Below are 22,715 nucleotides of genomic sequence, written 5' to 3' on the forward strand. Positions count from 1 at the left end.
CTCGTTGCGACGATCGAACCCGGCGAATGCAAAAACTACTTCGCAAACGCCGGATACGCTTCCGTCAAAACGTGAAAGACTCTAGCCTCGCACGGCGTCCGGTTCCTCGAGATGGTTCACGGCGCTCCACCGGGAAGGAGCAACGGCCGGCACCCTCACCAGCTTGAAGTAGCTGTAATACAGCAGGAACGATCCCATGATGTAGGGGTTGAGGGTCTCGACCTCGACGAAGGAGCGGATGAACAGAAGCACCATGACGCCGGCAAGAATCACCGAGTCGGCTTGCCATGTCCTGAATATCAGCGCCGAGACGTGACCCCAGAGCGTGCGCAGGATGATCAGCGAAAGCAGTGTCGCACCGACGAAGCCGAGTTCCACCAAGGTCTCGATGTAGGTGTTGTGGAAGTGGAAGCCGCTTCGCGCGGCGATGTAGAATTCGTTCCACAGCCGCTCGGCCTCGGAGAAGCCCTGCACCCAATAGGCCGCGTAGCCGACGCCGAGGATGGGCGCTTGCTGCGCGGCATTCCAGCCCTGCTGCCAGAGGTAGGTTCGTCCGGTGAGCGTCGAATCCTTGCCGAAAAGGCCAAGGACAAAATCCATCAGCCCGAGATTCAGCGCAATCACGGTGCAGGCGACCAGCGCGCCCGCACCGATCATGAAAATCACCCGGCGATGTCGGAGCGAAAGCAGCTTGCCGATGGAAAGCAGGGCGACCAGAGCCAGAACCGCTGGGGTCGATGCCATCGAAGTGGCCGAATGCGACACGACCAGCAGATAGCCCGACAGAAGGACAATCGGTACGATCAACAAAAAGCTTATCCTGCCGCGCCTGAGAAAGGCGAGGTAGACAACGCAGAAATAGATGCCAAGCGATGCGACAAAGCCAATCTGGTTCTTGGAGCTGAACGCGCCGACGAAATTATACGTGCCATCGAGAACGTCATAGGAATAACTCGCGACCTTGAGCGAGTAGAGCAGGACGACGAAAATCCCGATCAGGGCGCCTATGGTCAAGGTCCGGACGCTGACGGTGCGCGCGGCAATATAGGCGCAGGCGATGTGGGAGCAATATTGGACGGCTGTCCTTGCCGTGGTGCCGGGAGCTGCCGACCAGAACACCGAGAAGCAGACATAGGTCGCAAAGGCCAGCGGAAGCCAGGCGCTGGAAGCGTGCCTTAATATCTTCCGGTAGTCGACCAGGATGAGCGGCAGCCAGACTGCATAGTAGGCCAGGATCATAGCCTGGCCGAAAATGGTCGAGTAGGAGAACGCCCAGATAGAGACGGCAACGGCAAAGCTGCCATAGACCGTGTTCTTGTCCGGATCGATCAACAGAGATTTTGGAATCTTCATCTCGGTAGCGGTTTTCCGTCCTTGCAGCTCAATGCCGATTTCATGGGCCGATTCATCGGATCGATGGGAGGCTCGCCTGCAGGCGCTCGCATTGTGCAGTGCAATATAACCCATCCGGCGCCGCCTGTCACCCGGATGCCAACCGGGCGCGTCGTTCCTGCAGTTCTCTCAGTACGGGACGAGACGATTTGGGCAGGAGGCAGTCCCGTCCAATTGCCCGGTGCTGGCCCATCACAAGCTGTTCTGAGGTTGCAAGTCCGCGCTTGAACTTGTCGGCCGTTGACTTCACATTCGCCGCCAATTGGGAGGAAGACCACATGCCGATGAGTTTCGCGGGACGATTTGCCGGACGATCTGCTGTTATCACCGGCGGCGCCTCAGGCATCGGCCTGGCGGTCGCGCAAAGGATCACTGACGAAGGCGGGCGTGTTTCGGTCTGGGATCGCGATGCCGCCCAGATCGAGCAGGCCAAGGCCAGTGTTCCAGGCCTGCACAGCGTGACCCTCGACGTCGCCGACCCCCTAGCGGTCGAAGCCGCCGCCGGAGAGACGATCAAAGCGCTTGGCGCAGTCGATGTGCTTGTCACCAGCGCTGCCATCACCGGACCGAACATGACGGCCTGGGAGTATTCGGTGGAGGATTGGCGCCGGGTCATCGACATCAACATCAACGGCGTCTTCTTCTGCAACAAAGCGCTGGTCCCGCATATGCTCGAACGCAATTACGGCAGGATCGTCAACATCGCCTCGATTGCCGGCAAGGAAGGTAACCCGAACGCCTCGGCCTACAGCACCTCCAAGGCGGCGGTGATCGGCATGACCAAGTCGCTCGGCAAGGAGTTGGCCAAGACCAAGGTGACGGTGAACTGCGTCACGCCGGCGGCCGTGCGCACCGCAATCTTCCAGCAGATGAGCCAGCAGCACATCGACTTCATGCTGTCCAAAATACCGATGGCGCGGTTCGGCGAGGTCGAGGAGGTGGCGGCGCTGATTTGCTGGATCGCGTCCGAGGAATGCTCGTTCACGACGGCTGCCGTCTTCGACGTCTCCGGCGGCCGAGCGACCTACTGAGGCAGGCCGGACGCAAACCGCCCGACCGCATCGCGGCGCCTCAGTCGTGAAGCTCCCGCGAGATCGGCGGGCCGATCGAAAAATCGCTGAATGTCACTTCGAAGCCCTCGCGCTGCGGCGAACAGCACATCATGCCGACATCGACCGTTTTCGACGGCGGGAAATAGGCAAGCCGCACCGGTTTCCAGTGCTTGTCGGTCGCGTCCAGATACTGGACACGGATCGTCTCGGCATGGCGGGTCAGGCGGATCCTGACCCCGTCCGGATCGGCCGGAATGCTGGCCAGCGACCAGTCGGAGGCATCGTTGGTGACGACGACGGAAAAATACATCAGCCCGTCGGTGTATTCGATGCCGGCCTTGATCCAATGGGTCTGGCTCAGGCGGACCATAAGCCCGGCCTGATCGTAAAGCACCTCATAGTGCCCCTTGACCGTGACTTCGGCGCTGAAATCGCCCTCGACCTCACGATAGAGGAAATGGCCATTATCACGCCAGAAGCCGTAGAACGTCTCTCGCCAGAAGTCGGTCTCCTTGCCGGTCCGCACATGCACCGTATTGTTGCCGAAGGCATGGTGCGGCGGCGGATTGAGCCAGGTCAGGTCGGTATTCTCAGATGTCATCGACTTGCTCGCCTGCCTGGCTGGTCTGCCGCCTTTTCTTAGCCGGCAAACGTGTAAGCGGTCTTCACCGTGGTGTAGAACTCTGCGGCATAGCGGCCCTGCTCGCGCGGGCCGTAGCTCGATCCCTTGCGCCCGCCGAAAGGCACGTGGAAGTCGACGCCGGCAGTCGGCAGGTTGACCATGACCATGCCGGCTTCCGAATTGCGCTTGAAATGCGTGGCATGCTTGAGGCTCGAGGTGCAGATGCCGGACGTCAGCCCGAACGGCGTGTCGTTGGCCACAGTCAGCGCCTCATCATAATCCTTGACGCGGATGACGTTGGCGACCGGTCCGAAAATCTCCTCGCGCGAGATGCGCATGGCGTTGGTGGTTTCGGTGAACAGCGCCGGTTGCAAATAGAAGCCGCGGGTTTCACGATCGAGCCGCTCGCCGCCGAATGCAAGGTCCGCGCCTTCCTGACGGCCGATGGCGATATAGTCTTCGTCCTGTTTCAACTGGCTCTGGTCGACAACCGGTCCGATCTGGGTCTTGGCATCGAGAGCGTCGCCGACGACCAGCTTGGCCATGCGGTCCTTGAGCGCCTCGACGAAGCGGTCGTGGATGCCGTCCGTCACCACCAGGCGGGACGACGCCGTGCAGCGCTGGCCGGTCGAGAAGTAGGCACCGTTGATGGCGCAGTCGACCGCGACGGCAAGGTCGGCATCGTCGAGCACGACAAGCGGGTTCTTGCCGCCCATTTCGAGCTGGAACTTGCGCATGTGCTCGACGCTGGCGGCGGCGACACGCTTGCCGGTGCCGACAGAGCCGGTGAAGGTAATGGCGTTGAGGTCAGGGCTGTCGAGCATAGCCTGGCCAACCACCGAACCTTTGCCCATCACCAGGTTGAGCACGCCCTTGGGCAGTCCGGCGCGGTGCAGGATGTCGACAATGGTCCAGGCGCTCTCCGGAACGAGTTCCGCCGGCTTGAAGACGATGGTGTTGCCGTAGGCCAGCGCCGGAGCGATTTTCCAAGCCGGGATGGCGATCGGGAAATTCCACGGCGTGATGATGCCGACGACGCCGACCGCTTCGCGGGTGATCTCGACGCCGACGCCGGGCCGCACGCTTGGCGCCAGCTCGCCCGACAGGCGCAGCGTCTCGCCGGCGAAGAAGTCGAATATCTGGGCGGCACGGACAGTCTCGCCGATGCCCTCGACCAGCGTCTTGCCTTCCTCGCGCGCCAAGGCCCGGCCGATTTCATCTTTCCGCGCGGTGATCTCGTCCGACGCCTTCCTCAGCACCGCGTGGCGTGCCAGCAGGCCCGATCGCGACCATGCCGGAAATGCCGCCTTCGCCGCCGCGATGGCCTGCCGGGCGTGCTCGGCGCCTCCCGATGCATATTCGCCGACCACGTCGTCGAGATTGGACGGGTTGATGTTGCGGGAGCCGGCATCGCCCACCCACTCGCCATCGATGAGGTTCTTTCGAAACGGGATCATGTCGCTGTCTTCCTTGTCGTCCTTCGATCGCCGTCTATCTGGACCACCGACCGCCGCACCGCAAGGCCGAAGGCAGGCAAACTTCTCCTCCTCGACAGGCATGTGATAGGTGTCGGGGCGGGAAAGACGATTCTAGTGTGGTGCGACGCGGATCGCACGGGAGGAAAGGTATCATGTCCGACAGCGCCTTGCCGCTGGTGATCAGCGCACCCGAACCGCGCACGCTCGACCTGATCTTCACGCCGGCTGCGCTGGCGAAATTTCGATCGAAATACCGCATCGTCGAAACATCGCCCGAAGGCGTCGCGGCGCTGCCGGCCGATGTGCTTGCCGAGACCCGCTACATCGTCGGCCAGCCACCTATCGCGCCGGAGACGCTGGAAAAAATGAAGGCGCTGCGCTGCATCTTCAATGTCGAGAGCAACCTCATCAACAACATGCCCTACGAGACGCTGTTTTCGCGCGGCATCCATGTCGTCACCACCGGGCTGGTCTTTGCCGAACCGGTGGCCGAGCTCGGCCTTGCCATGGCGCTCAACCTTGCCCGCGGCATCGTCGATGCCGACCTCGCTTTTCGTCAGGGCAAGGAGCTGTGGGGCGGCGACGGCAACCGGACGGCGCGGCTTCTTTCCGGTGCGGATGTCGGCATCATCGGCTTCGGCGATCTTGGCCGTGCGCTCAACCGGCTACTGTCGGGCTTTCGCACGCAGATAAAAGTCTTCGACCCGTGGCTGCCGCCGTCGATCCTGATCGAAAACGGCGTCGAGCCGGCCTCTCTCGACGACGTTCTGTCGAACAGCGATTTCATCTTCGTCGTCGCTTCGGTGACCAGCGAAAACCAGGGTTTCCTTGGTGCCGAGGCGTTTGCCAGGATGCACAAGGGAGCCGCTTTCATCCTGCTCAGCCGAGCCGGAGTGGTCGATTTTCCGGCACTGATGGACGCCGTCCGCAGCGGCCATATCGTCGCCGCCAGCGATGTTTTTCCTGAGGAGCCTCTGGCCCAGGATCACCCGGTCCGCACATTGCCGGGATTCCTGCGCTCCGCCCACCGGGCCGGCGCGCTCGACATCGCCTTCAAGCGGATGGGCGACATGGTGCTGGAAGACATGGACCTGATCGACCGCGGCCTGCCGCCGATGCGTTCGAAGCGGGCCGAGCGTGAGACCGTTTCGCGAATGCGTTCAAAACCGGTCGACAAGAATTAAGCCGTCTGCCGACGGTCGCACATGCTCAGACGGTGAAGGACCAAAACAGGCAGGCCAGTGTCGCTGCGGCAAAGACGACGAAGAACAGGCTTCTCAACAGGATGTTGTGGCGCAGCTCGTTGATGAAGAGATGGCATCCGACGACGGCTGCGACAAACAGGAACCGCCAGTTCAGCAGCGCCGAGAGCACATCGCGCTGACCGAAAGCAAATCTCGCGGCGAGACATCCAACGATGACCGCAAACAACACGATGACCGTCCAGAAGATCGCATCGGCGGCATGTGTCAGGACGATGCCAGCGAGCCTGATCGGCAGAACCATCATCAGCAGTGCGCTGAAAAAATAGATCGCCGCGAGCGGAATGAACGTCCCCGCATCGGCGACGTCGCTCAAGCGCTTGGCGCCGATCGCGCCATAGGGATAGCCATGCCTGGCCACCGTCAGGCTGAGCGCCATCAGCAAGGCCGCCAGCACGGCGGCAAGCGCGAATGAGGTCAGGGCTTTGCTCATGGGGTTCCCGTTCCGAACGAATCGAAGTCAGAACGTTGGTAGCCCATGGTTTGTAAATTGCTAGTAAGCATCATGCAGCGGCGCGGCAGAGTTCCTCGGCACATTCACTCCGCAGCTTGAAGACGCCGACCGTCGATAATGGTCTTGATCTCGGCGCGGCAAGAGCCGCAATTGGTGCCGGCGTGAAGCGCGGCGCCGATTGCCGCGACGCTGGTGCAGCCGCCGCGCACCGCTTCCGCGATCTGGTTGGCACCGACCCCGAAACAGGCGCAGACGATGGCACCGCGGTCGACGCTCTTGCCGCCCGGCCGCCCGGCGACAATCGCCAGCCGCGCCTGCCGATCGGCATGGTCGGCACCCAGTTGTTCGACCGCCCAGCCGCGCGACACCGCTACCGGGGTCGGCGCAAGATAGAGCGCGCCGACCAGCCGACTGCCCGCGAAACGAGCGAAGCGATGGTGCCCGCCGGCGATGTCGTGATAGGCGAGCGTCTCGCCTTCCATGCCTAACAGGGAGGCGGCAAACCCGGTCCAGTCGCGGCCGGACCGCAGCGCAATTTCGAGGCGCCAGCCGGCGGGGCTGCGAGCGAGGCTCCAGTAATCGGCGTCGATGGATGCGGGCCGTTCGGCAAGCACGGCGAATCCGAAGGCCGTGGCGGCGAACCGCTCGATGCGGGCGGCAACGTTCTTCGAGGCCGGCTGGCCTGAAATCGCATCGGTCGTCGGCGCGACCAGTGCATCGATACGCGCGCGGCCGGAGAACTGATCGGTCCAGTGCATCGGCACGAAAACCGAGCCTCGGCGTTGGCGCACCGTCACCAGCGCGCGGACTAGCACCTCGCCATAAGCCGTGGAGACGCGGACGATGTCGGCATCGCCGATGCCATAGTGCTGCGCATCCGCCGGGTGGATTTCGACGAACGGTTCGGCCATGTGCTGCGACAAGCGCGGGCTCTTGCCGGTCCGCGTCATGGTGTGCCAGTGGTCGCGAACTCGCCCGGTGTTGAGCACCAACGGGTAGTCCGGGTTGGTGCGGGTTTGTGCGGCTGGGCGGATGGCAATGAAGCGTGCCTTGCCGTCGGGCGTGTAGAAGCCGCCGTTGGCGAAGAAGCGGGTGCTTTTGCCCTCCGGCTGGCGCCAGGCACCCCCCTCTGGCCTGCCGGCCATCTCCCCCTCAAGGGGGGAGATTGGCAGTTTTGCCGGTACCGCCTTTTCAGCAATGGTAACGATTGGCGAAACCTGTGGCGACATCCAATCTCCCCCCTTGAGGGGGAGATGGCCGGCAGGCCAGAGGGGGGTGCCTTGGCTCGGCGCTGGCCATTGGAACGGCAGAAGATCCTCATAGGTCTCTGCACCGATATCGCCATACGCGCCTATATCAAAATCGCGCGCCCCGTCATTCTCGAATGTCGACAACGCGGCATGCTCGGCGAAGATGTCGGCCGGCGACACATGCGAAAACGCCTCGCCAAAGCCCATCCGCTTGGCGACTTCAGCGATGATCCACCAATCTGGCCTTGCCTCGCCGGGCCTGGCCAAGAAAGCCCGCTGGCGCGAGATGCGGCGCTCCGAATTGGTGACGGTGCCGTCCTTCTCGCCCCATGCCGCCGCCGGCAGCCGGACATGAGCATGGCGGACCGTGTCGGTCTCGCCCAGCACGTCCGACACCACGACAAACGGGCAGGCCTTGATCGCCGCTTCGACCGCATCGGCATCCGGCATCGAATCGACCGGATTGGTCGCCATGATCCACAGCGCCTTGATGCGTCCGTCGGCCACCGCTTGGAACATCTCGACCGCTTTCAGGCCGGGTTTTTCGGCGACGGTTGGGGCATTCCAGAAGCGCTGCACGCGGTTGCGGTGCTCGGGGTTTTCGATCTCCATGTGGGCGGCCAGCATGTTGGCCATGCCGCCGACCTCGCGGCCGCCCATAGCATTGGGCTGGCCGGTCACCGAAAACGGCCCGGCGCCGGGCTTGCCGATGCGGCCGGTGGCTAGATGGCAGTTGATGATGGCGTTGACCTTGTCGGTGCCCGAAGACGACTGGTTCACGCCCTGGCTGTAGACGGTCACCGTCTTCGCCGTCGCGGCAAACAGGCTGTAGAAGCGGGCCAGTTCGTCCTCACTGAGACCCGTGGCAGCCGCGATGCCGGCAAGATCGAGCGCCGAGGCGGCGAAAAGCGCTTGCCCGAAGCCGGTCGTGTGCGCCGTGATATAGGTGCGGTCCAGTGCGTTGTGCTGGCCGAGATAGGCGAGCAGCCCTGTGAACAAAGCGACATCGCCATCGGGCGCGATCGCCAGATGCATGTCCGCGATATCTGAGGTCATGGTGCGGCGTGGGTCGATCAGCACCACCTTCATCTCGGGCCGCTTTTCCCGGGCGGCGGCAATGCGCTGGTAGAGCACTGGATGGCACCAGGCGAGATTGGAGCCGACCAGCACGATCAGGTCGGCAAGTTCCAGATCCTCGTAATTTCCCGGAACGGTGTCCGAGCCAAAGGCGCGGCGGTGGCCGGCGACCGACGAGGCCATGCACAGGCGCGAATTGGTGTCGATATTGGCCGAGCCGATGAAGCCCTTCATCAGCTTGTTGGCGACGTAATAGTCCTCGGTCAGCAACTGGCCGGAGACGTAGAAGGCGACCGCGTCAGGGCCGTGCTCGGCAATGGTTTGCGAGAAGGTCGAAGCGACAAGGTCGAGCGCTTCGTCCCAGTCGGTGCGGCGACCGTGGATCTCCGGGTATAGCAACCTGCCGTCGAGGTCGATGGTCTCGGCCAGCGCCGAGCCTTTGGAGCAGAGCCGGCCGAAATTCGCCGGGTGGTCCGGGTCGCCACGAACGGTTATTTCGCCGTCCGCGGCGACCTTCGCCAGCACGCCGCAACCCACCCCGCAATAGGGGCAGGTGGTCCTCACCTCGCGCGCTTCATCAATCTGCATGGTTCACGCCGCGCAGCTGGCCAGCGCTTCCAGCGCTATGAACAGCCGCTCGCCGTCGATCCGGACCGCAATGGTGCGCACCGCGCCCTCGTCGGCGCCGAGCGCCTTGCCTGTCTCCAGCGAGATCACCCAATTGTGCAAGGGACAGGTCACCGCCGTGCCATGGACGATGCCCTGGCTGAGTGGCCCACCCTTGTGCGGGCAATGGTCGTCGATGGCAAAGACCTGATCGTCGGCCGTGCGAAAGACGGCGATCTTGCCTTCGGGCGTGGCTACGCAGCGCGCACCGCGACGCGGAATGTCCGAGAGCGTGCCAATTGATACCCAATTCATGTGGCCATTCCTCTTTTGCGCGTGTTCTTGTCCGAAAACCGCATTCCACTCGGGAACACGCGCCTACTCCGCCGCCTGCGCAAAGCCGACCGAAGCCATCGGCCGGAATTCATGCTTGTCCTTGCCGGAAGCACGTTCCGACCACGGATCGACCTGGGCGAATTTCTGCGAAAAGACGAAGCGGTCGAAATAGGTCTTGCGCTTCTCGCCATCGTCCATGATCTGGCGCTTGATCTCGGCGATGCCGACGCGCTTGGCCCATTTGTAGATACGCTCGAGATAGCGGCCCTGCTCGCGATACATCTGCGTCAACGCCACGATATGCTCCAGCGCCTCGTCCTCGGTCTTGACCAGGCCGAGCACTTCGGTGCCCTTGATGTCGAGGCCAGCGGCGCCGGCGAAATGGATTTCGTAGCCACTGTCGACGCAGATCACGCCGACATCCTTGCAGGTCGCCTCGGCACAGTTTCGCGGACAGCCCGACACCGCCATCTTTACCTTGGCCGGGGTCCACGAGCCCCACATGAATTTTTCGATACGGATGCCCAAGCCGGTCGAATCCTGCGTGCCGAAGCGGCACCAGTCCGAGCCGACGCAGGTCTTCACCGTGCGCAGTCCCTTGGCATAGGCGTGGCCGGAGACGAAGCCAGCCTGGCCGAGATCGGCCCACACCGCCGGCAGGTCCTCCTTGCGGATGCCGAGCATGTCGATGCGCTGGCCGCCGGTGACCTTGACCATCGGGATCTCGAACTTGTCGACGACGTCGGCGATGGCGCGCAATTCGGCGGCGTTGGTGACCCCGCCCCACATGCGCGGCACCACCGAGTAGGTGCCGTCCTTCTGGATGTTGGCGTGGACGCGCTCGTTGATGAAGCGCGACTGGTAATCGTCGGCGTATTCGTCGGGCCAGTCGCAGACGAGATAATAGTTGAGCGCCGGCCGGCACTTGGCGCAGCCGCAGGAGGTCTTCCACTCCAGCTCCTGCATGACGGCGGGAATGGTCTTCAGGCCCTTGGCCTTGATCAGCCGGCGGACCTCGTCATGGCCGAGCGCGGTGCAGCTGCACATCGGCTGGACCGCCGCGGGGTTGTATTTGTCGCCGATGGTCAGCACCATGAGCTTTTCGACCAACCCGGTGCAGGAGCCGCAGGAGGCCGACGCCTTGGTGTGGGCGCGCACGTCATCGAGCGAGGTCAGGCCCTTGGCCGTGATCGCGCCGGTGATCTTTCCCTTGCATACGCCGTTGCAACCGCAGATTTCCGCATCATCCGGCAAGGCTGCAACGGCCGCCATAGGGTCCAGGGGGGCGCCTCCCTGGTAGGACTGGCCGAAGATGAGCGTATCGCGCATCTCGGATATGTCGGTCTGCTTCTTCTTGAGGTCGTTGAACCAGGCGCCGTCCGCCGTCTCGCCATAGAGCACGGTGCCGATGATGCGGTCGTCCTTGAGCACCAGGCGTTTGTAGACGCCGGCCGCAGCATCGCGCAGCACGATCTCCTGGCGGTCATCGCCCTCGGCGAAGTCACCGAGCGAGAACAGCTCGATGCCGGTGACCTTTAGCTTGGTCGGCGTGTCCATGTGGACGAAAGCCGCCGCCTCATTACCGGCCAGATGGTTGGCGGCGACGCGCGCCATCTCGTAGAGCGGCGCGACCAGTCCGTAGACCTGGCCGTTGACCTCGGCGCATTCGCCGATTGCGTAGATATCGGGATCGTTGCTGCGCATGCCGGCGTCGACGACGATGCCGCGATTGACGGCAATGCCGGCTTCCTTCGCCAGCGCCGCATTCGGCCTGATGCCCACCGCCATGACGACGAGCGTCGCCGGGATGATGGTGCCGTCGGCAAGCTCCACCCGCTCGACCTTGCCGTTGCCGGTGATCGCCTGGGTGTTTGCCTTGGTGATGACCTTGATGCCGCGCTGCTCGACGGCGCGCTGCAGGAGATAGCCGGCGGCCGGATCGAGCTGACGCTCCATCAGCGTCGGCATGACGTGCAGCACGGTGACGTCCATGCCTTGCGCATTCAAGCCCGCGGCTGCCTCGAGCCCGAGCAGGCCGCCGCCAATGACCACGGCCTTGGCCCGCGACTGGGCGGCAAGCATCATCGCCCGGACGTCGTCGAGATCGCGATACGTGAGCACGCCGGGCAGATCATGGCCTGGCACCGGAATGATAAACGGCACTGAGCCGGTGGCGATGACGAGCTTGTCGTAGGGCTCGGTCACGCCATGATCGGAGGTGACGGACTTTGCCTGCCGGTCGATGGCGACGATCTTGTGGCCCTTGTAGAGGGTGATGCCGTGCTTGATGTACCAGCCGTCGCCATGGATGATGATCTCCTCATAGGCCTTTTCGCCCGACAAAACCGGCGACAGCATGATGCGGTCGTAGTTCACGCGCGGCTCGGCGTTGAAGATGGTGACCTGGTAGCGCCCAGGCGCCTTTTCCAGGAGGTGCTCCAGCATGCGCCCAGGGGCCATGCCGTTGCCGATGATAACGAGTTTCTCGGTCATGTCCTGATCCACTCCGGTCTCACTCAGCCGCGTAGGAAAGGCCTGAAGCTTCGTCAGACGCCGTGCGCTCCATCCGCCGGATGGAAAAATGCATCCAGGCAAAGCAGGTGGCGACGATGACGAAGAGCAGCATGAAGCAGCTCGACCAGACGCCGGTGAGGTCGTTGAGCGCGCCGAAGACGATTGGCAGGATAAAGCCGCCGAGCCCGCCAATCATGCCGACAACGCCGCCGACCGCGCCGACACTCTGCGGATAGTAAGCCGGGATGTGCTTGTAGACGGCAGCCTTGCCAAGGCTCATGAAGAAGCCGAGCACACAGGCAACGGCTATGAAGGCGAGCGGGCCGACCTCGAAATGGAAGGCGATCGGCCCGCTGACACCGCGCACGACGTAGTCTGCCGAGGGGAGAGACAGAACGAGAGTCGCGGCGGCACTGACAGCGAAGGTCCAGTAGAGCACGGTGCGGGCGCCGATCCGGTCGGACAGCACGCCGCCATAGGCGCGGAAAATACTTGCCGGAATTGAATAGGCCGCGCCGATCATGCCGGCGGTCGCAAGCCCGAAGCCGTAGACGCCGATCAGGTAGCGGGGCAGCCACAGCGAGAGCGCCACGAATGCACCGAAGGCGAAGAAATAATAGAAGGCGAAACGCCAGACCTGCAGGTTCTTGAGCGGCGCGAATTCCTGCAAGAAGCTTCCCGCGGGTGCAGCCTTGCCGTGGCGGCGCTCGCGAATGACCGGATCGTCGCCGGTCGTGAACCAGAAGACGGCGGCCATGACGACGAGTGCTGCCGCCCAGATCAGCGCGACCGACTGCCAGCCCCAGGAGAGAAGCACAAACGGTGCCAGGAATTTGGTGACCGCGGCGCCGACATTGCCGACACCGAAAATGCCAAGCGCCGTACCCTGCTTGCCGGCCGGGAAGAAGCGCGAGACATACGCGACACCGACGGCGAAGGAACCGCCGGCGAGCCCAACGCCAAGCGCAGCGACCAGCATCTGCCCGTAGGTGTGCGCAAAAGCGAGCAGGAAGGTCGCGACCGCCGCCGCAAGCATGGTCGCGGTGTATACCAGCCGTCCGCCAAAACGGTCGGTCCAGACACCGAGCACCATACGCACGAGCGAGCCGGTGAGGATCGGCGTGCCGACCAGCAGGCCGAACTCCGTCTCGTTCAGCCCCAGCTCCTGCTTTATGCGCACGCCGATGATTGAAAAGATCGTCCACACCGCGAAGCAGACGGTGAAGGCGATGGTGGACATCACAAGCGCCTGCCGGGGAGCACTGTCCTGGCTGGGCGCGGCTGGGAGATTTGCGGTCATTTTCTGGCTCCGATTTGCGGCGTGGGAGGCACCGCCCTTGTCTGTTCGTTCGCGACTGTCAGCGGCGCGGCATCGCCGTCAGCGCGCTGCTGGCCAGAAAATCGCGGCGCGTGACGTCCGCGAGGGACGCCCCAGTTCCGATCCGTTTCATCATCGTCGTCTCCGGTTGGGCGCCGCTTGGGACCAGCGCCGTCGATTGCGTCAAAACAAAAAAGCCGCCGGCCAGGTCTTCGCGTCCGGGGTTCCGGGAGCGCGTGTGGACCTGAGCGGCAGCTTTGCCTGTGGCGCCCGCCATTGGACGCCGTGTCACTTGGCCCTTGCGGACCTACATTTTGAAAAGCAGGAAGCGTGCCAATTCGACAGCGCTCAGAATTATCTAATGAAACCAATGTGAACCGCAGCCGCGCGACTCTTGACCAAGCTCGGCAGCGGATCAAAGATTAGTCAGAATGCCTTGCACAGCAGCATAATGTTTGTGCAATGCGGTAGATTGCCCATTGCCGATGCAGATTGCCAATGATGATGACGAGTTTCCGGTTATTGCCTTACTCCGCGGCTTCGACGAAGCGGTGGCGTTCGTAGAGGAATTTCAGCACCGCCTCGCGGCAGCGCAGGAAGGTGCGGTCGGAGGAAAGCTCGATGCGTCGGCGCGGCCGGGCAAGCGGCACGGGAAGAACCTCGCCGATGGTGGCCGCCGGACCGTTGGTCATCATCACGATGCGGTCGGACAACAGCACCGCCTCGTCAACGTCATGGGTGATCATGATCGTCGTCGAGCCGAGCCTCGAATGGATATCCATCACCGCGTCCTGAAGATGGGCGCGCGTCAGCGCGTCGAGCGCGCCGAAGGGCTCGTCGAGCAGCAGGATCTTCGGCTCCATGGCCAGCGCCCGGGCGATGCCGACGCGCTGCTTCATGCCGCCCGATATCTCGGCCGGACGTTTGTCCTTGGCATGCGCCATCTGCACGAGATCGAGATTGCGCATGATCCAGTCATGCCGCTCGGCCCGGCTCCTGCTCCGGCCAAAGACCTTCGTGACTGCCAAATTGATGTTTTCGTAGACGGTGAGCCATGGCAGCAGGCTGTGGTTCTGGAACACCACGGCGCGTTCCGGGCCAGGGCTGTCGACTTCCTTGTCCTCGAGCAGGACGGCGCCGGCGGAGACCTTGGTCAGGCCGGCGATCAGGTTGAGCAAGGTCGACTTGCCGCAGCCAGAATGGCCGATAATCGAGACGAATTCACCCTTGTCGATGGTCAGCCGGATATCCTTCAGGACGTCGCTGACCTGGCTGCCGCGGGCGAAGGATTTGTCGATATGGTCGAGCTTCAGATAGGCCGTCATCGTCCCTCTGCTCACTTTGCCGTTGTGCCGCGGGTGACGAAGACGCCGACTGCCGCGACCAGGCGGTCGAGGCAGAAGCCGGTGACGCCGATATAGGCGAGCGCGACGATGATGTCGGGCAGGCGGGACGAGTTCCACGCGTCCCAGATGAAGAAGCCGATGCCGACGCCGCCGGTCAGCATTTCGGCGGCGACGATGGCCAGCCACGACAGGCCGATGCCGATCCGCAATCCGGTGAAGATGTAAGGCGCGGCCGCCGGCACCATGATCTTCACGAAGAACTCGAGCTGGTTGAGCCGGAGGATACGGGCGACGTTGCGGTAGTCCTCGGGGATGTTGCGGACACCGACCGCAGTGTTGATGATGATTGGCCAGATCGAGGTGATGAAGATGACGAAGATCGCTGACGGGCTGGAATCGCGGAACGCCGCCAGCGACAGCGGCAGCCAGGCGAGCGGCGGCACCGTGCGCAGGATCTGGAAGACCGGATCGAGGCCCCGCATCGCCCAGATCGACTGGCCGACGAGCGCGCCGAGCGCGACGCCGACGATTGCCGCCAGGCCGAAGCCCATGGCGACGCGCTGCAGCGACATCAGCACCCGCCAGGCGAGTCCGATGTCCTGCGGGCCATTGTCGAAGAACGGGTGGGCGATCAGGTCATAGGCCTCGTTCCACACCTGGCTTGGCGGTGGCAGGCTGGCTGTGGGCGACGAACAGGCGACCTGCCAGACGACGAGCATGATGGTGATAACAATGACCGGCGGCACCAGCGTGCTTGCCAGCTTGCCGGCGATCGCGGCCGGGTCGAAGCGACGCCGCGCCCTGGCGGTGAAAGCGATGACCTCGGCGGGCTTGGCCGGTGCGGGGAACGGCTTCACCTCGCTGTCCTCGATGGCTTGGATAGACATTGTTTCGAAAAACTCCTTGGCGGCACGTGAAAGGCAGGCGGCGCTGCCACCGCCTGCCGCGCGTCTATGTCAGGCTCAGGCCGACACCTTGATCTTCAGGCTGTCGAGATAGGCCGACGGGTTCTCCGGATCGAAGATCTTGCCGTCGAAGAAGGTTTCGGGGCCGCGCGACGTAGACGCCGGAATATCGGCCGCGGCGACACCAAGGTCCTTGGCCGCCTCGCGCCACAGATCCTCACGGTTGACTTGGCCGACCAGTGCCTTGATGTCGGTGGTCGGCGCGAACTTGCCCCAGCGAATGTTCTCGGCGAGGAACCAGCTGTCGTGGCTCTTGAAGGGATAGGACACGCCGCCCTGCCAGAACTTCATATAGAGGTCGGTGCCGTTGGCGACGCGGCCATTGCCGTAATTGATGTCGCCCTTGAGGCGGCCGATGATGTCGGCGGTCGGCACGTTCATCCACTGCCGCTTGCCGATGATAGCGGCCATCTCGTCCTTGTTTTCTTTTGCTTCGCACCATTGCTGGGCTTCCATGACAGCCATCAGGATCGCCTTGGTGGCGTTCGGGTACTTGTCTATGAAGGCGGCGCGCAGGCCGAGCGCCTTTTCCGGATGGCCCTTCCACAGTTCGCCGGTGGTGGCGGCGGTGAAGCCGACGCCCTGATGGACGAGCTGCTCGTTCCACGGCTCGCCGACGCAGAACACGTCCATGTTGCCGACCTTCATGTTGGCGACCATCTGCGGCGGCGGCACGACGATGGTCGAGACGTCCTTGTCGGGATCGATGCCGCCGGCGGCCAGCCAGTAGCGCAGCCAGAGGTCGTGCGTGCCGCCCGGGAAGGTCATGGCGGCCTTCACCTCCTTGCCTGCGGCCTTCTTGGCAGCGAAGGCTTCCTTCAGCTTTGAGGCGTCGATGCCGACGCCGGTGCCGGCATATTCCTGGGCGACGGAAATGCCCTGGCAGTCGTAGTTGAGCCGTGCCACGATCGCCATCGGCAGCGGCTGCTTGTTCTGCGTCACCTTGCCCGTGTGCATCAAATAGGGCATCGGCGTCAGGATATGGGCGCCGTCAATGCCGTTGGCTTCGCCGCCGAGCACCAGATTGTCGCGCGTTGCCCCCCACGACGCCTGCTTGAGCACTTCGACATCGGGCATGCCGAATTTTTCGAACAGGCCTTTTTCCTTGGCAATCATCAGCGGTGCCGCATCGGTCAGCGCGATGAAGCCGAGCTTGGCGCCGGTGACTTCCGGCGCGGCCGCCGCGGCATAGGCGCCGGAGGGCAGCAGCGCACGCGCCGCCGCCAGCGTTGCCGCGGTGGCCGCGCTGATCCTCAGGAAATCCCGGCGGCTGATCGCCGTTTGGGCGGAATGGCTCTTGATGCGTTTCGTCATCGTCATCTCCGGTTGGGCGCGGCTTGGGATCGGCGCCGTCGATTGCGTGTTCGACCAAACAAAAAAGCCGCCGGCCAGGCCTCGCGCGTCCGTCCATCCGGGATCGCGTGTTGACCTGAGCGGCAGCTTTGCCTGTAGCGCCCGCCATTGGACGCGCATTCCGTGACTCCGAGAAGAGTCTGCCTATTACAAAGCAGGAACCGTGCCAGTTTCGGAATGGACGACAAACATCAATGAGATCAATGGCATGCCAAAATCGTCGGCGCGCCGGCCCGCTGGGCGAGCAAGCCAAAGATTGTTCATTAGCGCATTTGCACGCACATTTTTTGTGCAGCGCACAAGAATGCCGCGGAAATGATCAGGCTTCGGCGCGCGCCAATTTCTGGCCGGCAATGTAGGCGTCGATCTCGTCGGGATCGAATATCTGGCCATCGAAGAAACCGTCGGGACCGAGCACCAGGCTTGCCCCCGCCGAACCAACTGGAGTCGCGGCCTTCAGCGCGCCCTCGACCTTGGCATTGGCACCGGGAAGCGCCACGCCAAGCGGCTTCAACGCCGAGCGGTAGAGATCGGGGCGGTAGCAGTCGCGGGCAACAGCGAGGTTTTCCGGCGTATGCGCGACATGCCCCCAGCGTACCATCTGCGTGTAGAACCACAGCGCATGGCTCTTCCATGGGAAGTTCGCCGCCTTGTCGAAGGGCAGAAAGAAGTCGCCGACGCTGAGTTCGGCGCCGCCGCCGAGCGCAAGATGGCCGCTGAGGATCGGCATCTGCAGCGCCGGCGCCAGACCAAGGAAGGCCGGTTGCGCCATCAAGGCCGCGAGTTCGTCGCGGTTTGCCGGATCCTGGCACCAGCGCGCCGCATGATGCAGCGCGCGCAGCAGGGCCGAAAGCGCGTCCGGCTGTTTTTCCGCCCAGGCCTTGCGCACGCCGACGACTTTCTCCGGGCTGGTCTTCCAGATGGCCGCCTTGACCGTGGCGATATGGCCGGTGCCGGCGACGACAGAGGCGCTGTTCCAGGGTTCGCCGACGCAGTAGCCGTCGATCCTGCCGGCCGCGAGCGCGTCGGCCATGAAGGGGGGCGGCACGATGACGATTTCGATCTCATGCGACGGGTCGATGCCGCAGGCGGCGAGCCAGTAGCGCAGTTCGTAATTGTGCCCGGAGTGCGGATGGACGACGGCAAAGCGAAGCGGATCGCCGCCGGCATTCGCCCGTTCGCGGATCAGCGCCCCCAACGCCTTGCCGGCCCGCGCCGGATCGAGGTCGGGTCGGGCGTCGTGCGCGGCCATGCCCGCCCAGACGGCGTTCGAAACCGTGACGCAATTGCCGCCAAGGCCGAGCGAAAACGGCACGACCGTGTCGGAGGCGAGCGGCGTCAGCCCCAGGTTGCAGGCGATCGGCATCGGCCCCAGCATATGCGCCAGATCGAAATGGCCGATGGCGATGCGGTCGCGGATGTTGGCCCAGGACGTTTCCCGGTTGAGCGTCAGATCGATGCCTTCACGCAAGGCGAAGCCGATTTCCTTCGCTGCGACAAGGACAGCGCTGTCGAAGAGCGGCATGAAGCCAGCATTGATCCGGTGCTCGGCCGCCATTCTCAACTCTCCTCGGGATCCAGAAGGCCTGCCGCCGTCACCAGGCTCTGGGCGATTTCGGCGATCTTGCGGTTCTGGTTCATGGCGGTCTTGCGCAGCAGCGTATAGGCCGCGTCCTCCGACAGGCCGCGCGACTTCATCAATATGCCCTTGGCGCGATCGATCACCTTGCGGCTTTCCAATTCGCTGCGGGCTTCTTCCAGTTCGCGCGCCATGCGCGAAAACGCGTTGAAGCGGCTGATCGCCATATCGAGGATCGGCTTGACGCGCTCCTGGCGCAGGCCGTCGACGACATAGGCCGACACCCCGGCTTCCACCGCGGCTTCGATCGACGCCTGGTCCGAGCGATCGACGAACATGGCGATCGGCCGCTTCACCACGCGCGAGAGCTGGAACATGTTTTCGAGCATGTCGCGGTTGGGATTTTCGAGGTCGATGACGATCACGTCGGGTTCGATCTCGGCGATCCGCCGCGCTATGCCGGTGACGTCGTGGATGACCGTGACCTGCTGATGGCCGGCCTCCCGCAGTCCTGCTTCGATTATCGAAGCGCGGATGTGGTTTTCATCGATCACCAGGACAGTGAGGGATTTGCGGATCATGCCGCATTTTGCGCAGGCGAGGCGATTGTGCAATGCGGCATGGCGAGATTCACGCAAACAAAGCCGGGCGCCGCCTGAGCATTGGATGCGACGGCCAGCGTCGCGGGCGGCCGTCGGCGACTACGAATGGGCAACGCGCCTGTCCGGCGTCCGCTACTGGCGGGTGATCACGGCACTCTACGTCATCTCGAGCGTACTCGCCGGCACTGCTCTACATCGCCTGATCAAGGCGCTGTCGCTCGTCGAACCGCTGGTGCTGCCTTCGGTGGCCGCGGCGGCTACACCGGCACCATCATTGGGGCGCTGATCCTCACCGTGCTGACGACGCTGCTGACCATCCTGCAGATGCCGGAAGGAGCGCGGCGGATTTTGTTTGGGCTGATCATGCTGTTTGTCACGGCGGCTTATTTGCGGATTATTGAGGATCGGCAGGGGGCTGACGCGAGCAGCTGCTTTTGACCCGAAGCAGACTCTCGCAAACGGAGCCGTGCATGACAGCTTGCGCCGCACGGCAGTCATTCCTACGGTCCCGTCGATTCACCAAGAGCGGACATCGCTAAGGCAGCTTTGCGCTATCAACGGTCATTGATCGATGGAACCCACTGGCATCGCCCTCATAGCCAAAAGACGAGCGTATGTCCTGACGAGAGCAAGTCGGCGATCCAAAGCGATGCGCTCCTTAGTCGGGAAGGCCAGCCTTGCGGTAACCTTCGACGAAGCGCTGGAGCACTTCTTCGTCGTCGAATGGCTGCGATGTTGCCCAGTGCCTGATGCTGAAATAGGGATCGCTCATCAGGAAGAATTCCGCCTCTTGACGGGCTTCGTCAAGGCGCCCGAGCTGCGCGAGGGCTGCCGCTAGGATGCGCCGCGACGTGGTGCGGTAGGTTTCCGGCTTGCGTAAGGCATCGACCGCAGATTGATAGTCGCCGAGCGCATAATAGGCTTGGCCCGCCATCCAATAGTACCACCCTGGAGGGTGCGGATTGAGCCGCAACGCCCGCTTCACGAATTCGACGCCCTTGACCGCGTCGCCCCTTAAGGTGATGAGATCCGAGCGCATCGCCCAGGCATCGGCATGATTGGGATCGAGCTTGAAGGTCGCCTCGAACTCGGCATCCGATTCCCGGAAGCGCCGTTCGTGACCAAGTATGATGCCCAGCAACCAGCGGTTCCCGGCATCGTTAGGGTCGAGCGCCACTGCCCGCTGCGCTTCCGCGAGCGCGCGAGGCTGGTTGGTTTCCTTCGGCTCGTTCCAGAACAGCCAGCCGAGCCAAAGATTGAGGGCCAGCAAGCTATGTGCTTCGGCATAGTCGGGATCGAGTCCGATCGCCTTTTCCAGGAGCATGCGCGCTTCCCGCGCGCCTAACCCGGTCTGAAAACTGACGCCGCGGGCTCGGACGCAGAGGTCATAGGCTTCGAGACTCGTCGGCCGTTTGCGCGCCGGCTGTCCGGCCAATCGGCCGACAAGGGCTTCGACGATCTTGGCCGTGACCTCGTCCTGCACTGCAAAGATATCCTCGAGGCTGCTGTCGTAGCGCTCGGCCCAGATATGATCGCCGCCGACCGCGTCGATCAGCTGCGCATTGATGCGCACGCGCCCCGCGGCGCGCCGGGCGCTGCCTTCAACCACATAGCGCACCCCAAGATCACGCGCGGCCAAACGCACATCGACCGGCCGTCCCTTGTAGGCAAAGGTCGAGTTGCGCGCGATTACGAAGAGGCCAGCGCAGCGAGAGAGATCGGTGATCAGGTCTTCGGTCAAGCCGTCGACAAAGGTTTCCTGCTCCGGATCGTTGCTCATGTTGGTAAAAGGCAAGACCGCGATCGAGGGCCTGTCGGGCAATTCCAGCGATGTCAGTCGGCCGGCCGGAGCGGCTCTCGGAAGCTGCAGGTTCACACGATAGCAGTATATCGGCTCGGCTATATTCTTTACCCGCTGCTCGCCCATGGGCTCGAACGCAAACGCCAACTTCTGCCTGACCTCCTTGGACACCTTCTCTGAAACGCAGATGCCACCGGGCTCGGCGAGTTGTTGGAGGCGCGACGCCACGTTCACGCCCTCGCCATAGCGATCGTCCCCTTCGACGATCACTTCTCCAAGGTTGATTCCGATCCGGACTTCGAAGCGCTGGTCTTCGGCGACGCTCGCGTTACGCTCTGCCATTCCGCGCTGAAGCGTGACCGCGCATTCGACCGCATCCACGACGCTGCCGAACTCCGCCAGCAGGCCGTCCCCCATTAGCTTGAAGATTCGCCCATGTCGCGTCGCGATCTCCGGCTCGAACAGCTCTTTGCGGCCACGTTTTAGCCGGTCGAAGGTGCCGGCCTCATCCGCCTCCATGAGCGCCGAGTATCCGACGACATCGATGGCAAGGATGGCAGCGAGCTTCCGCTCCATGTGAGCCTCAGTGAAGGTTCGCGACACGCAGGCCGCACGCCAGAGGCAAGTAGGGCCGGCGCTTCCGGCGTGCCCTCACCGGCCTCTATACCACAGATCACGCCTCTTGAGACTATGGCTCGCGCGACGCCTTGGCTCACCTGCCGCGGCGCCCCTGACGAGCGAGTCCCACCTATCCCGCCGTTTGTTCGCGGCAGTTGCCTCGCGACCGGACTGTGACCCCTTTGGCTCAAACGTTTCCCTTAGGCCGTGCTCGTTTGAAGGCCTGAAAAGGGGTCGATACATGACAGTCCCAACGGCGTTCGCGGAGGTCGCGATACGGCGCAAAGCGGTCCGCACTAAGACACGAAGGTCGGCTCTTTAGCCCAATCATCCCGAAAGCGGATCTTCCGATGTCGGCCCAAACGCGACATCTGAGTAGTGGTTCGGCGATGACCGCTCTTGGCGCTTTGCTGATCTTGAGCGACGTCAGCTTTCGCCCAAACCGCCCCGCCCCCATCACACAGCCAAACTCCCCTGCTCCGCCTCCGCGGCACCGGGATCGCCCGGCGCCGTCGCCCAGGCCAGTTCCACAAGCGTCACCGTCCGCCGTCCGACCCCGTCGAGCTGGCACACGATCAGCCCCTCTCCTCGATATAGGTCAGCAGGCGCCGGGCGCGGCGTAGCGAGTGCGAGCCATAGGCGCGGGCGATCGCCGCGTCGCTCGGGCAGGGCCAACCTTCCTTGGGGGCGCGGGCGATCATCATGAACACGCCCTGCATATCCTCGGGCAGCAGCGAAGCGCGCGCCGAAACGTCTTTGCCAGGCGTCGTCACCTGGCCATGTCGGAGCCGAGGCCGGCGCGGGCGCGGGTCAGCATGCGGCGGAACTCCGGCAGGTCCGGCACGACCGAGGCGAGGCCCTCGATGCGGCAGCGGACCACGAACTCCTGATAGAGCACGCCGATGACACGGAAGCCGGCATCGGGTTGCGCCAGCACGGCGCGCAGCACCCGGTCGACGCGCTCGCGCCGCTCCGCCAGATCCTCAGCGCTGATCGGCGGCTCCGCCGGTTCGGGGCGGATTTCCAGCGCCGCCGATTTTGCCGCCATCAGCTGATCGAGCAGGTCCGGCGACGAGCGGCGCTGCGGCCG

General features: G+C 63.5%; 17 protein-coding genes and 2 pseudogenes. 3 read left to right on the forward strand and 16 right to left on the reverse strand.

Annotated features, from left to right (window positions below; all coding sequences use genetic code 11):
• Nucleotides 1-81: 81 nt before the first annotated feature.
• Nucleotides 82-1,353 carry an O-antigen ligase family protein gene (locus NKH70_RS33475; protein WP_352916667.1) on the reverse strand — a complete coding sequence of 424 codons (1,272 nt, stop codon included), beginning with the start codon at nt 1,351-1,353 and terminating at the stop codon, nt 82-84.
• A gap of 317 nt (nt 1,354-1,670) precedes the next feature.
• Between NKH70_RS33475 and NKH70_RS33480 the strand changes: the two genes are divergently transcribed.
• Nucleotides 1,671-2,423: an SDR family NAD(P)-dependent oxidoreductase gene (locus NKH70_RS33480; protein ID WP_352721497.1), complete on the forward strand. Its 753-nt coding sequence runs from the start codon at nt 1,671-1,673 to the stop codon at nt 2,421-2,423.
• A 40-nt stretch (nt 2,424-2,463) separates the two neighbouring features.
• Here the strand turns inward: NKH70_RS33480 and NKH70_RS33485 are convergent, their stop codons facing one another.
• Complete coding sequence (locus tag NKH70_RS33485) at nt 2,464-3,045, reverse strand: DUF1349 domain-containing protein (protein WP_352916669.1); 582 nt, start codon at nt 3,043-3,045, stop codon at nt 2,464-2,466.
• 38 nt (nt 3,046-3,083) lie between these two features.
• A complete protein-coding gene (locus NKH70_RS33490; protein ID WP_352721553.1) occupies nt 3,084-4,520 on the reverse strand; it encodes an aldehyde dehydrogenase family protein in 1,437 nt (478 codons plus the stop codon).
• A gap of 176 nt (nt 4,521-4,696) precedes the next feature.
• Between NKH70_RS33490 and NKH70_RS33495 the strand changes: the two genes are divergently transcribed.
• The gene (locus NKH70_RS33495; RefSeq protein ID WP_352721500.1) at nt 4,697-5,728 is read left to right on the forward strand and encodes a hydroxyacid dehydrogenase; all 1,032 of its coding nucleotides are present in this window, start codon (nt 4,697-4,699) and stop codon (nt 5,726-5,728) included.
• A gap of 25 nt (nt 5,729-5,753) precedes the next feature.
• On the opposite strand, the gene NKH70_RS33500 is transcribed toward NKH70_RS33495, so the two are convergent.
• The 11 genes from NKH70_RS33500 to NKH70_RS33550 form a co-directional block, all read right to left on the reverse strand.
• Complete coding sequence (locus tag NKH70_RS33500) at nt 5,754-6,239, reverse strand: hypothetical protein (RefSeq protein WP_352721501.1); 486 nt, start codon at nt 6,237-6,239, stop codon at nt 5,754-5,756.
• A gap of 104 nt (nt 6,240-6,343) precedes the next feature.
• Nucleotides 6,344-9,175 (reverse strand): nitrate reductase, encoded by a 2,832-nt coding sequence (locus NKH70_RS33505; RefSeq protein WP_352721502.1) that lies wholly within the window; start codon nt 9,173-9,175, stop codon nt 6,344-6,346.
• A 3-nt stretch (nt 9,176-9,178) separates the two neighbouring features.
• The gene (gene nirD, locus NKH70_RS33510) at nt 9,179-9,508 is read right to left on the reverse strand and encodes a nitrite reductase small subunit NirD (RefSeq protein WP_352721503.1); all 330 of its coding nucleotides are present in this window, start codon (nt 9,506-9,508) and stop codon (nt 9,179-9,181) included.
• Between the two features lie 63 nt (nt 9,509-9,571).
• Complete coding sequence (nirB, locus tag NKH70_RS33515; RefSeq protein WP_352721505.1) at nt 9,572-12,022, reverse strand: nitrite reductase large subunit NirB; 2,451 nt, start codon at nt 12,020-12,022, stop codon at nt 9,572-9,574.
• Between the two features lie 19 nt (nt 12,023-12,041).
• Nucleotides 12,042-13,343: an MFS transporter gene (locus NKH70_RS33520; protein WP_352721506.1), complete on the reverse strand. Its 1,302-nt coding sequence runs from the start codon at nt 13,341-13,343 to the stop codon at nt 12,042-12,044.
• A gap of 58 nt (nt 13,344-13,401) precedes the next feature.
• Complete coding sequence (locus tag NKH70_RS33525) at nt 13,402-13,638, reverse strand: hypothetical protein (RefSeq protein WP_352721508.1); 237 nt, start codon at nt 13,636-13,638, stop codon at nt 13,402-13,404.
• A gap of 250 nt (nt 13,639-13,888) precedes the next feature.
• The gene (locus NKH70_RS33530) at nt 13,889-14,686 is read right to left on the reverse strand and encodes an ABC transporter ATP-binding protein (RefSeq protein WP_352721510.1); all 798 of its coding nucleotides are present in this window, start codon (nt 14,684-14,686) and stop codon (nt 13,889-13,891) included.
• An 11-nt stretch (nt 14,687-14,697) separates the two neighbouring features.
• Complete coding sequence (gene ntrB / locus NKH70_RS33535) at nt 14,698-15,594, reverse strand: nitrate ABC transporter permease (RefSeq protein ID WP_352721512.1); 897 nt, start codon at nt 15,592-15,594, stop codon at nt 14,698-14,700.
• Nucleotides 15,595-15,669: 75 nt separating this feature from the next.
• Nucleotides 15,670-16,986 carry a CmpA/NrtA family ABC transporter substrate-binding protein gene (locus NKH70_RS33540; protein WP_352916673.1) on the reverse strand — a complete coding sequence of 439 codons (1,317 nt, stop codon included), beginning with the start codon at nt 16,984-16,986 and terminating at the stop codon, nt 15,670-15,672.
• 358 nt (nt 16,987-17,344) lie between these two features.
• Nucleotides 17,345-18,583: a CmpA/NrtA family ABC transporter substrate-binding protein gene (locus tag NKH70_RS33545; protein ID WP_352721516.1), complete on the reverse strand. Its 1,239-nt coding sequence runs from the start codon at nt 18,581-18,583 to the stop codon at nt 17,345-17,347.
• Between the two features lie 2 nt (nt 18,584-18,585).
• Nucleotides 18,586-19,185: an ANTAR domain-containing response regulator gene (locus NKH70_RS33550; RefSeq protein ID WP_352464414.1), complete on the reverse strand. Its 600-nt coding sequence runs from the start codon at nt 19,183-19,185 to the stop codon at nt 18,586-18,588.
• Nucleotides 19,186-19,294: 109 nt separating this feature from the next.
• On the opposite strand from NKH70_RS33550, the pseudogene NKH70_RS33555 reads away from it, so the two are divergent.
• Nucleotides 19,295-19,644 (forward strand): annotated as a pseudogene (locus NKH70_RS33555) (ABC transporter permease); the annotation flags it as partial.
• 220 nt (nt 19,645-19,864) lie between these two features.
• Here the strand turns inward: NKH70_RS33555 and NKH70_RS33560 are convergent.
• Entirely contained in the window at nt 19,865-21,583 is a 1,719-nt protein-coding gene (locus NKH70_RS33560; RefSeq protein ID WP_352721518.1) for an adenylate/guanylate cyclase domain-containing protein, read from the reverse strand.
• A 498-nt stretch (nt 21,584-22,081) separates the two neighbouring features.
• A pseudogene (locus tag NKH70_RS33565) lies at nt 22,082-22,715 on the reverse strand (ATP-binding protein); the annotation flags it as partial.

It is taken from the genome of Mesorhizobium sp. M0991 (assembly GCF_040318915.1).
GTDB lineage: Bacteria > Pseudomonadota > Alphaproteobacteria > Rhizobiales > Rhizobiaceae > Mesorhizobium.

Excerpts from the sequence above, each read along its gene's own strand:
- NKH70_RS33540 (WP_352916673.1), bottom strand. The coding sequence starts at position 16,986 with ATGACGAAACGCATCAAGAGCCATTCCGCCCAAACGGCGATCAGCCGC.
- NKH70_RS33475 (WP_352916667.1), bottom strand. The coding sequence starts at position 1,353 with ATGAAGATTCCAAAATCTCTGTTGATCGATCCGGACAAGAACACGGTC.
- NKH70_RS33485 (WP_352916669.1), bottom strand. The coding sequence starts at position 3,045 with ATGACATCTGAGAATACCGACCTGACCTGGCTCAATCCGCCGCCGCAC.
- NKH70_RS33505 (WP_352721502.1), bottom strand. The coding sequence starts at position 9,175 with ATGCAGATTGATGAAGCGCGCGAGGTGAGGACCACCTGCCCCTATTGC.
- NKH70_RS33495 (WP_352721500.1), top strand. The coding sequence starts at position 4,697 with ATGTCCGACAGCGCCTTGCCGCTGGTGATCAGCGCACCCGAACCGCGC.
- NKH70_RS33530 (WP_352721510.1), bottom strand. The coding sequence starts at position 14,686 with ATGACGGCCTATCTGAAGCTCGACCATATCGACAAATCCTTCGCCCGC.
- NKH70_RS33480 (WP_352721497.1), top strand. The coding sequence starts at position 1,671 with ATGCCGATGAGTTTCGCGGGACGATTTGCCGGACGATCTGCTGTTATC.
- NKH70_RS33545 (WP_352721516.1), bottom strand. The coding sequence starts at position 18,583 with ATGGCGGCCGAGCACCGGATCAATGCTGGCTTCATGCCGCTCTTCGAC.
- nirD (WP_352721503.1), bottom strand. The coding sequence starts at position 9,508 with ATGAATTGGGTATCAATTGGCACGCTCTCGGACATTCCGCGTCGCGGT.
- nirB (WP_352721505.1), bottom strand. The coding sequence starts at position 12,022 with ATGACCGAGAAACTCGTTATCATCGGCAACGGCATGGCCCCTGGGCGC.
- ntrB (WP_352721512.1), bottom strand. The coding sequence starts at position 15,594 with ATGTCTATCCAAGCCATCGAGGACAGCGAGGTGAAGCCGTTCCCCGCA.
- NKH70_RS33550 (WP_352464414.1), bottom strand. The coding sequence starts at position 19,185 with ATGATCCGCAAATCCCTCACTGTCCTGGTGATCGATGAAAACCACATC.
- NKH70_RS33525 (WP_352721508.1), bottom strand. The coding sequence starts at position 13,638 with ATGGCGGGCGCCACAGGCAAAGCTGCCGCTCAGGTCCACACGCGCTCC.
- NKH70_RS33520 (WP_352721506.1), bottom strand. The coding sequence starts at position 13,343 with ATGACCGCAAATCTCCCAGCCGCGCCCAGCCAGGACAGTGCTCCCCGG.
- NKH70_RS33500 (WP_352721501.1), bottom strand. The coding sequence starts at position 6,239 with ATGAGCAAAGCCCTGACCTCATTCGCGCTTGCCGCCGTGCTGGCGGCC.
- NKH70_RS33560 (WP_352721518.1), bottom strand. The coding sequence starts at position 21,583 with ATGGAGCGGAAGCTCGCTGCCATCCTTGCCATCGATGTCGTCGGATAC.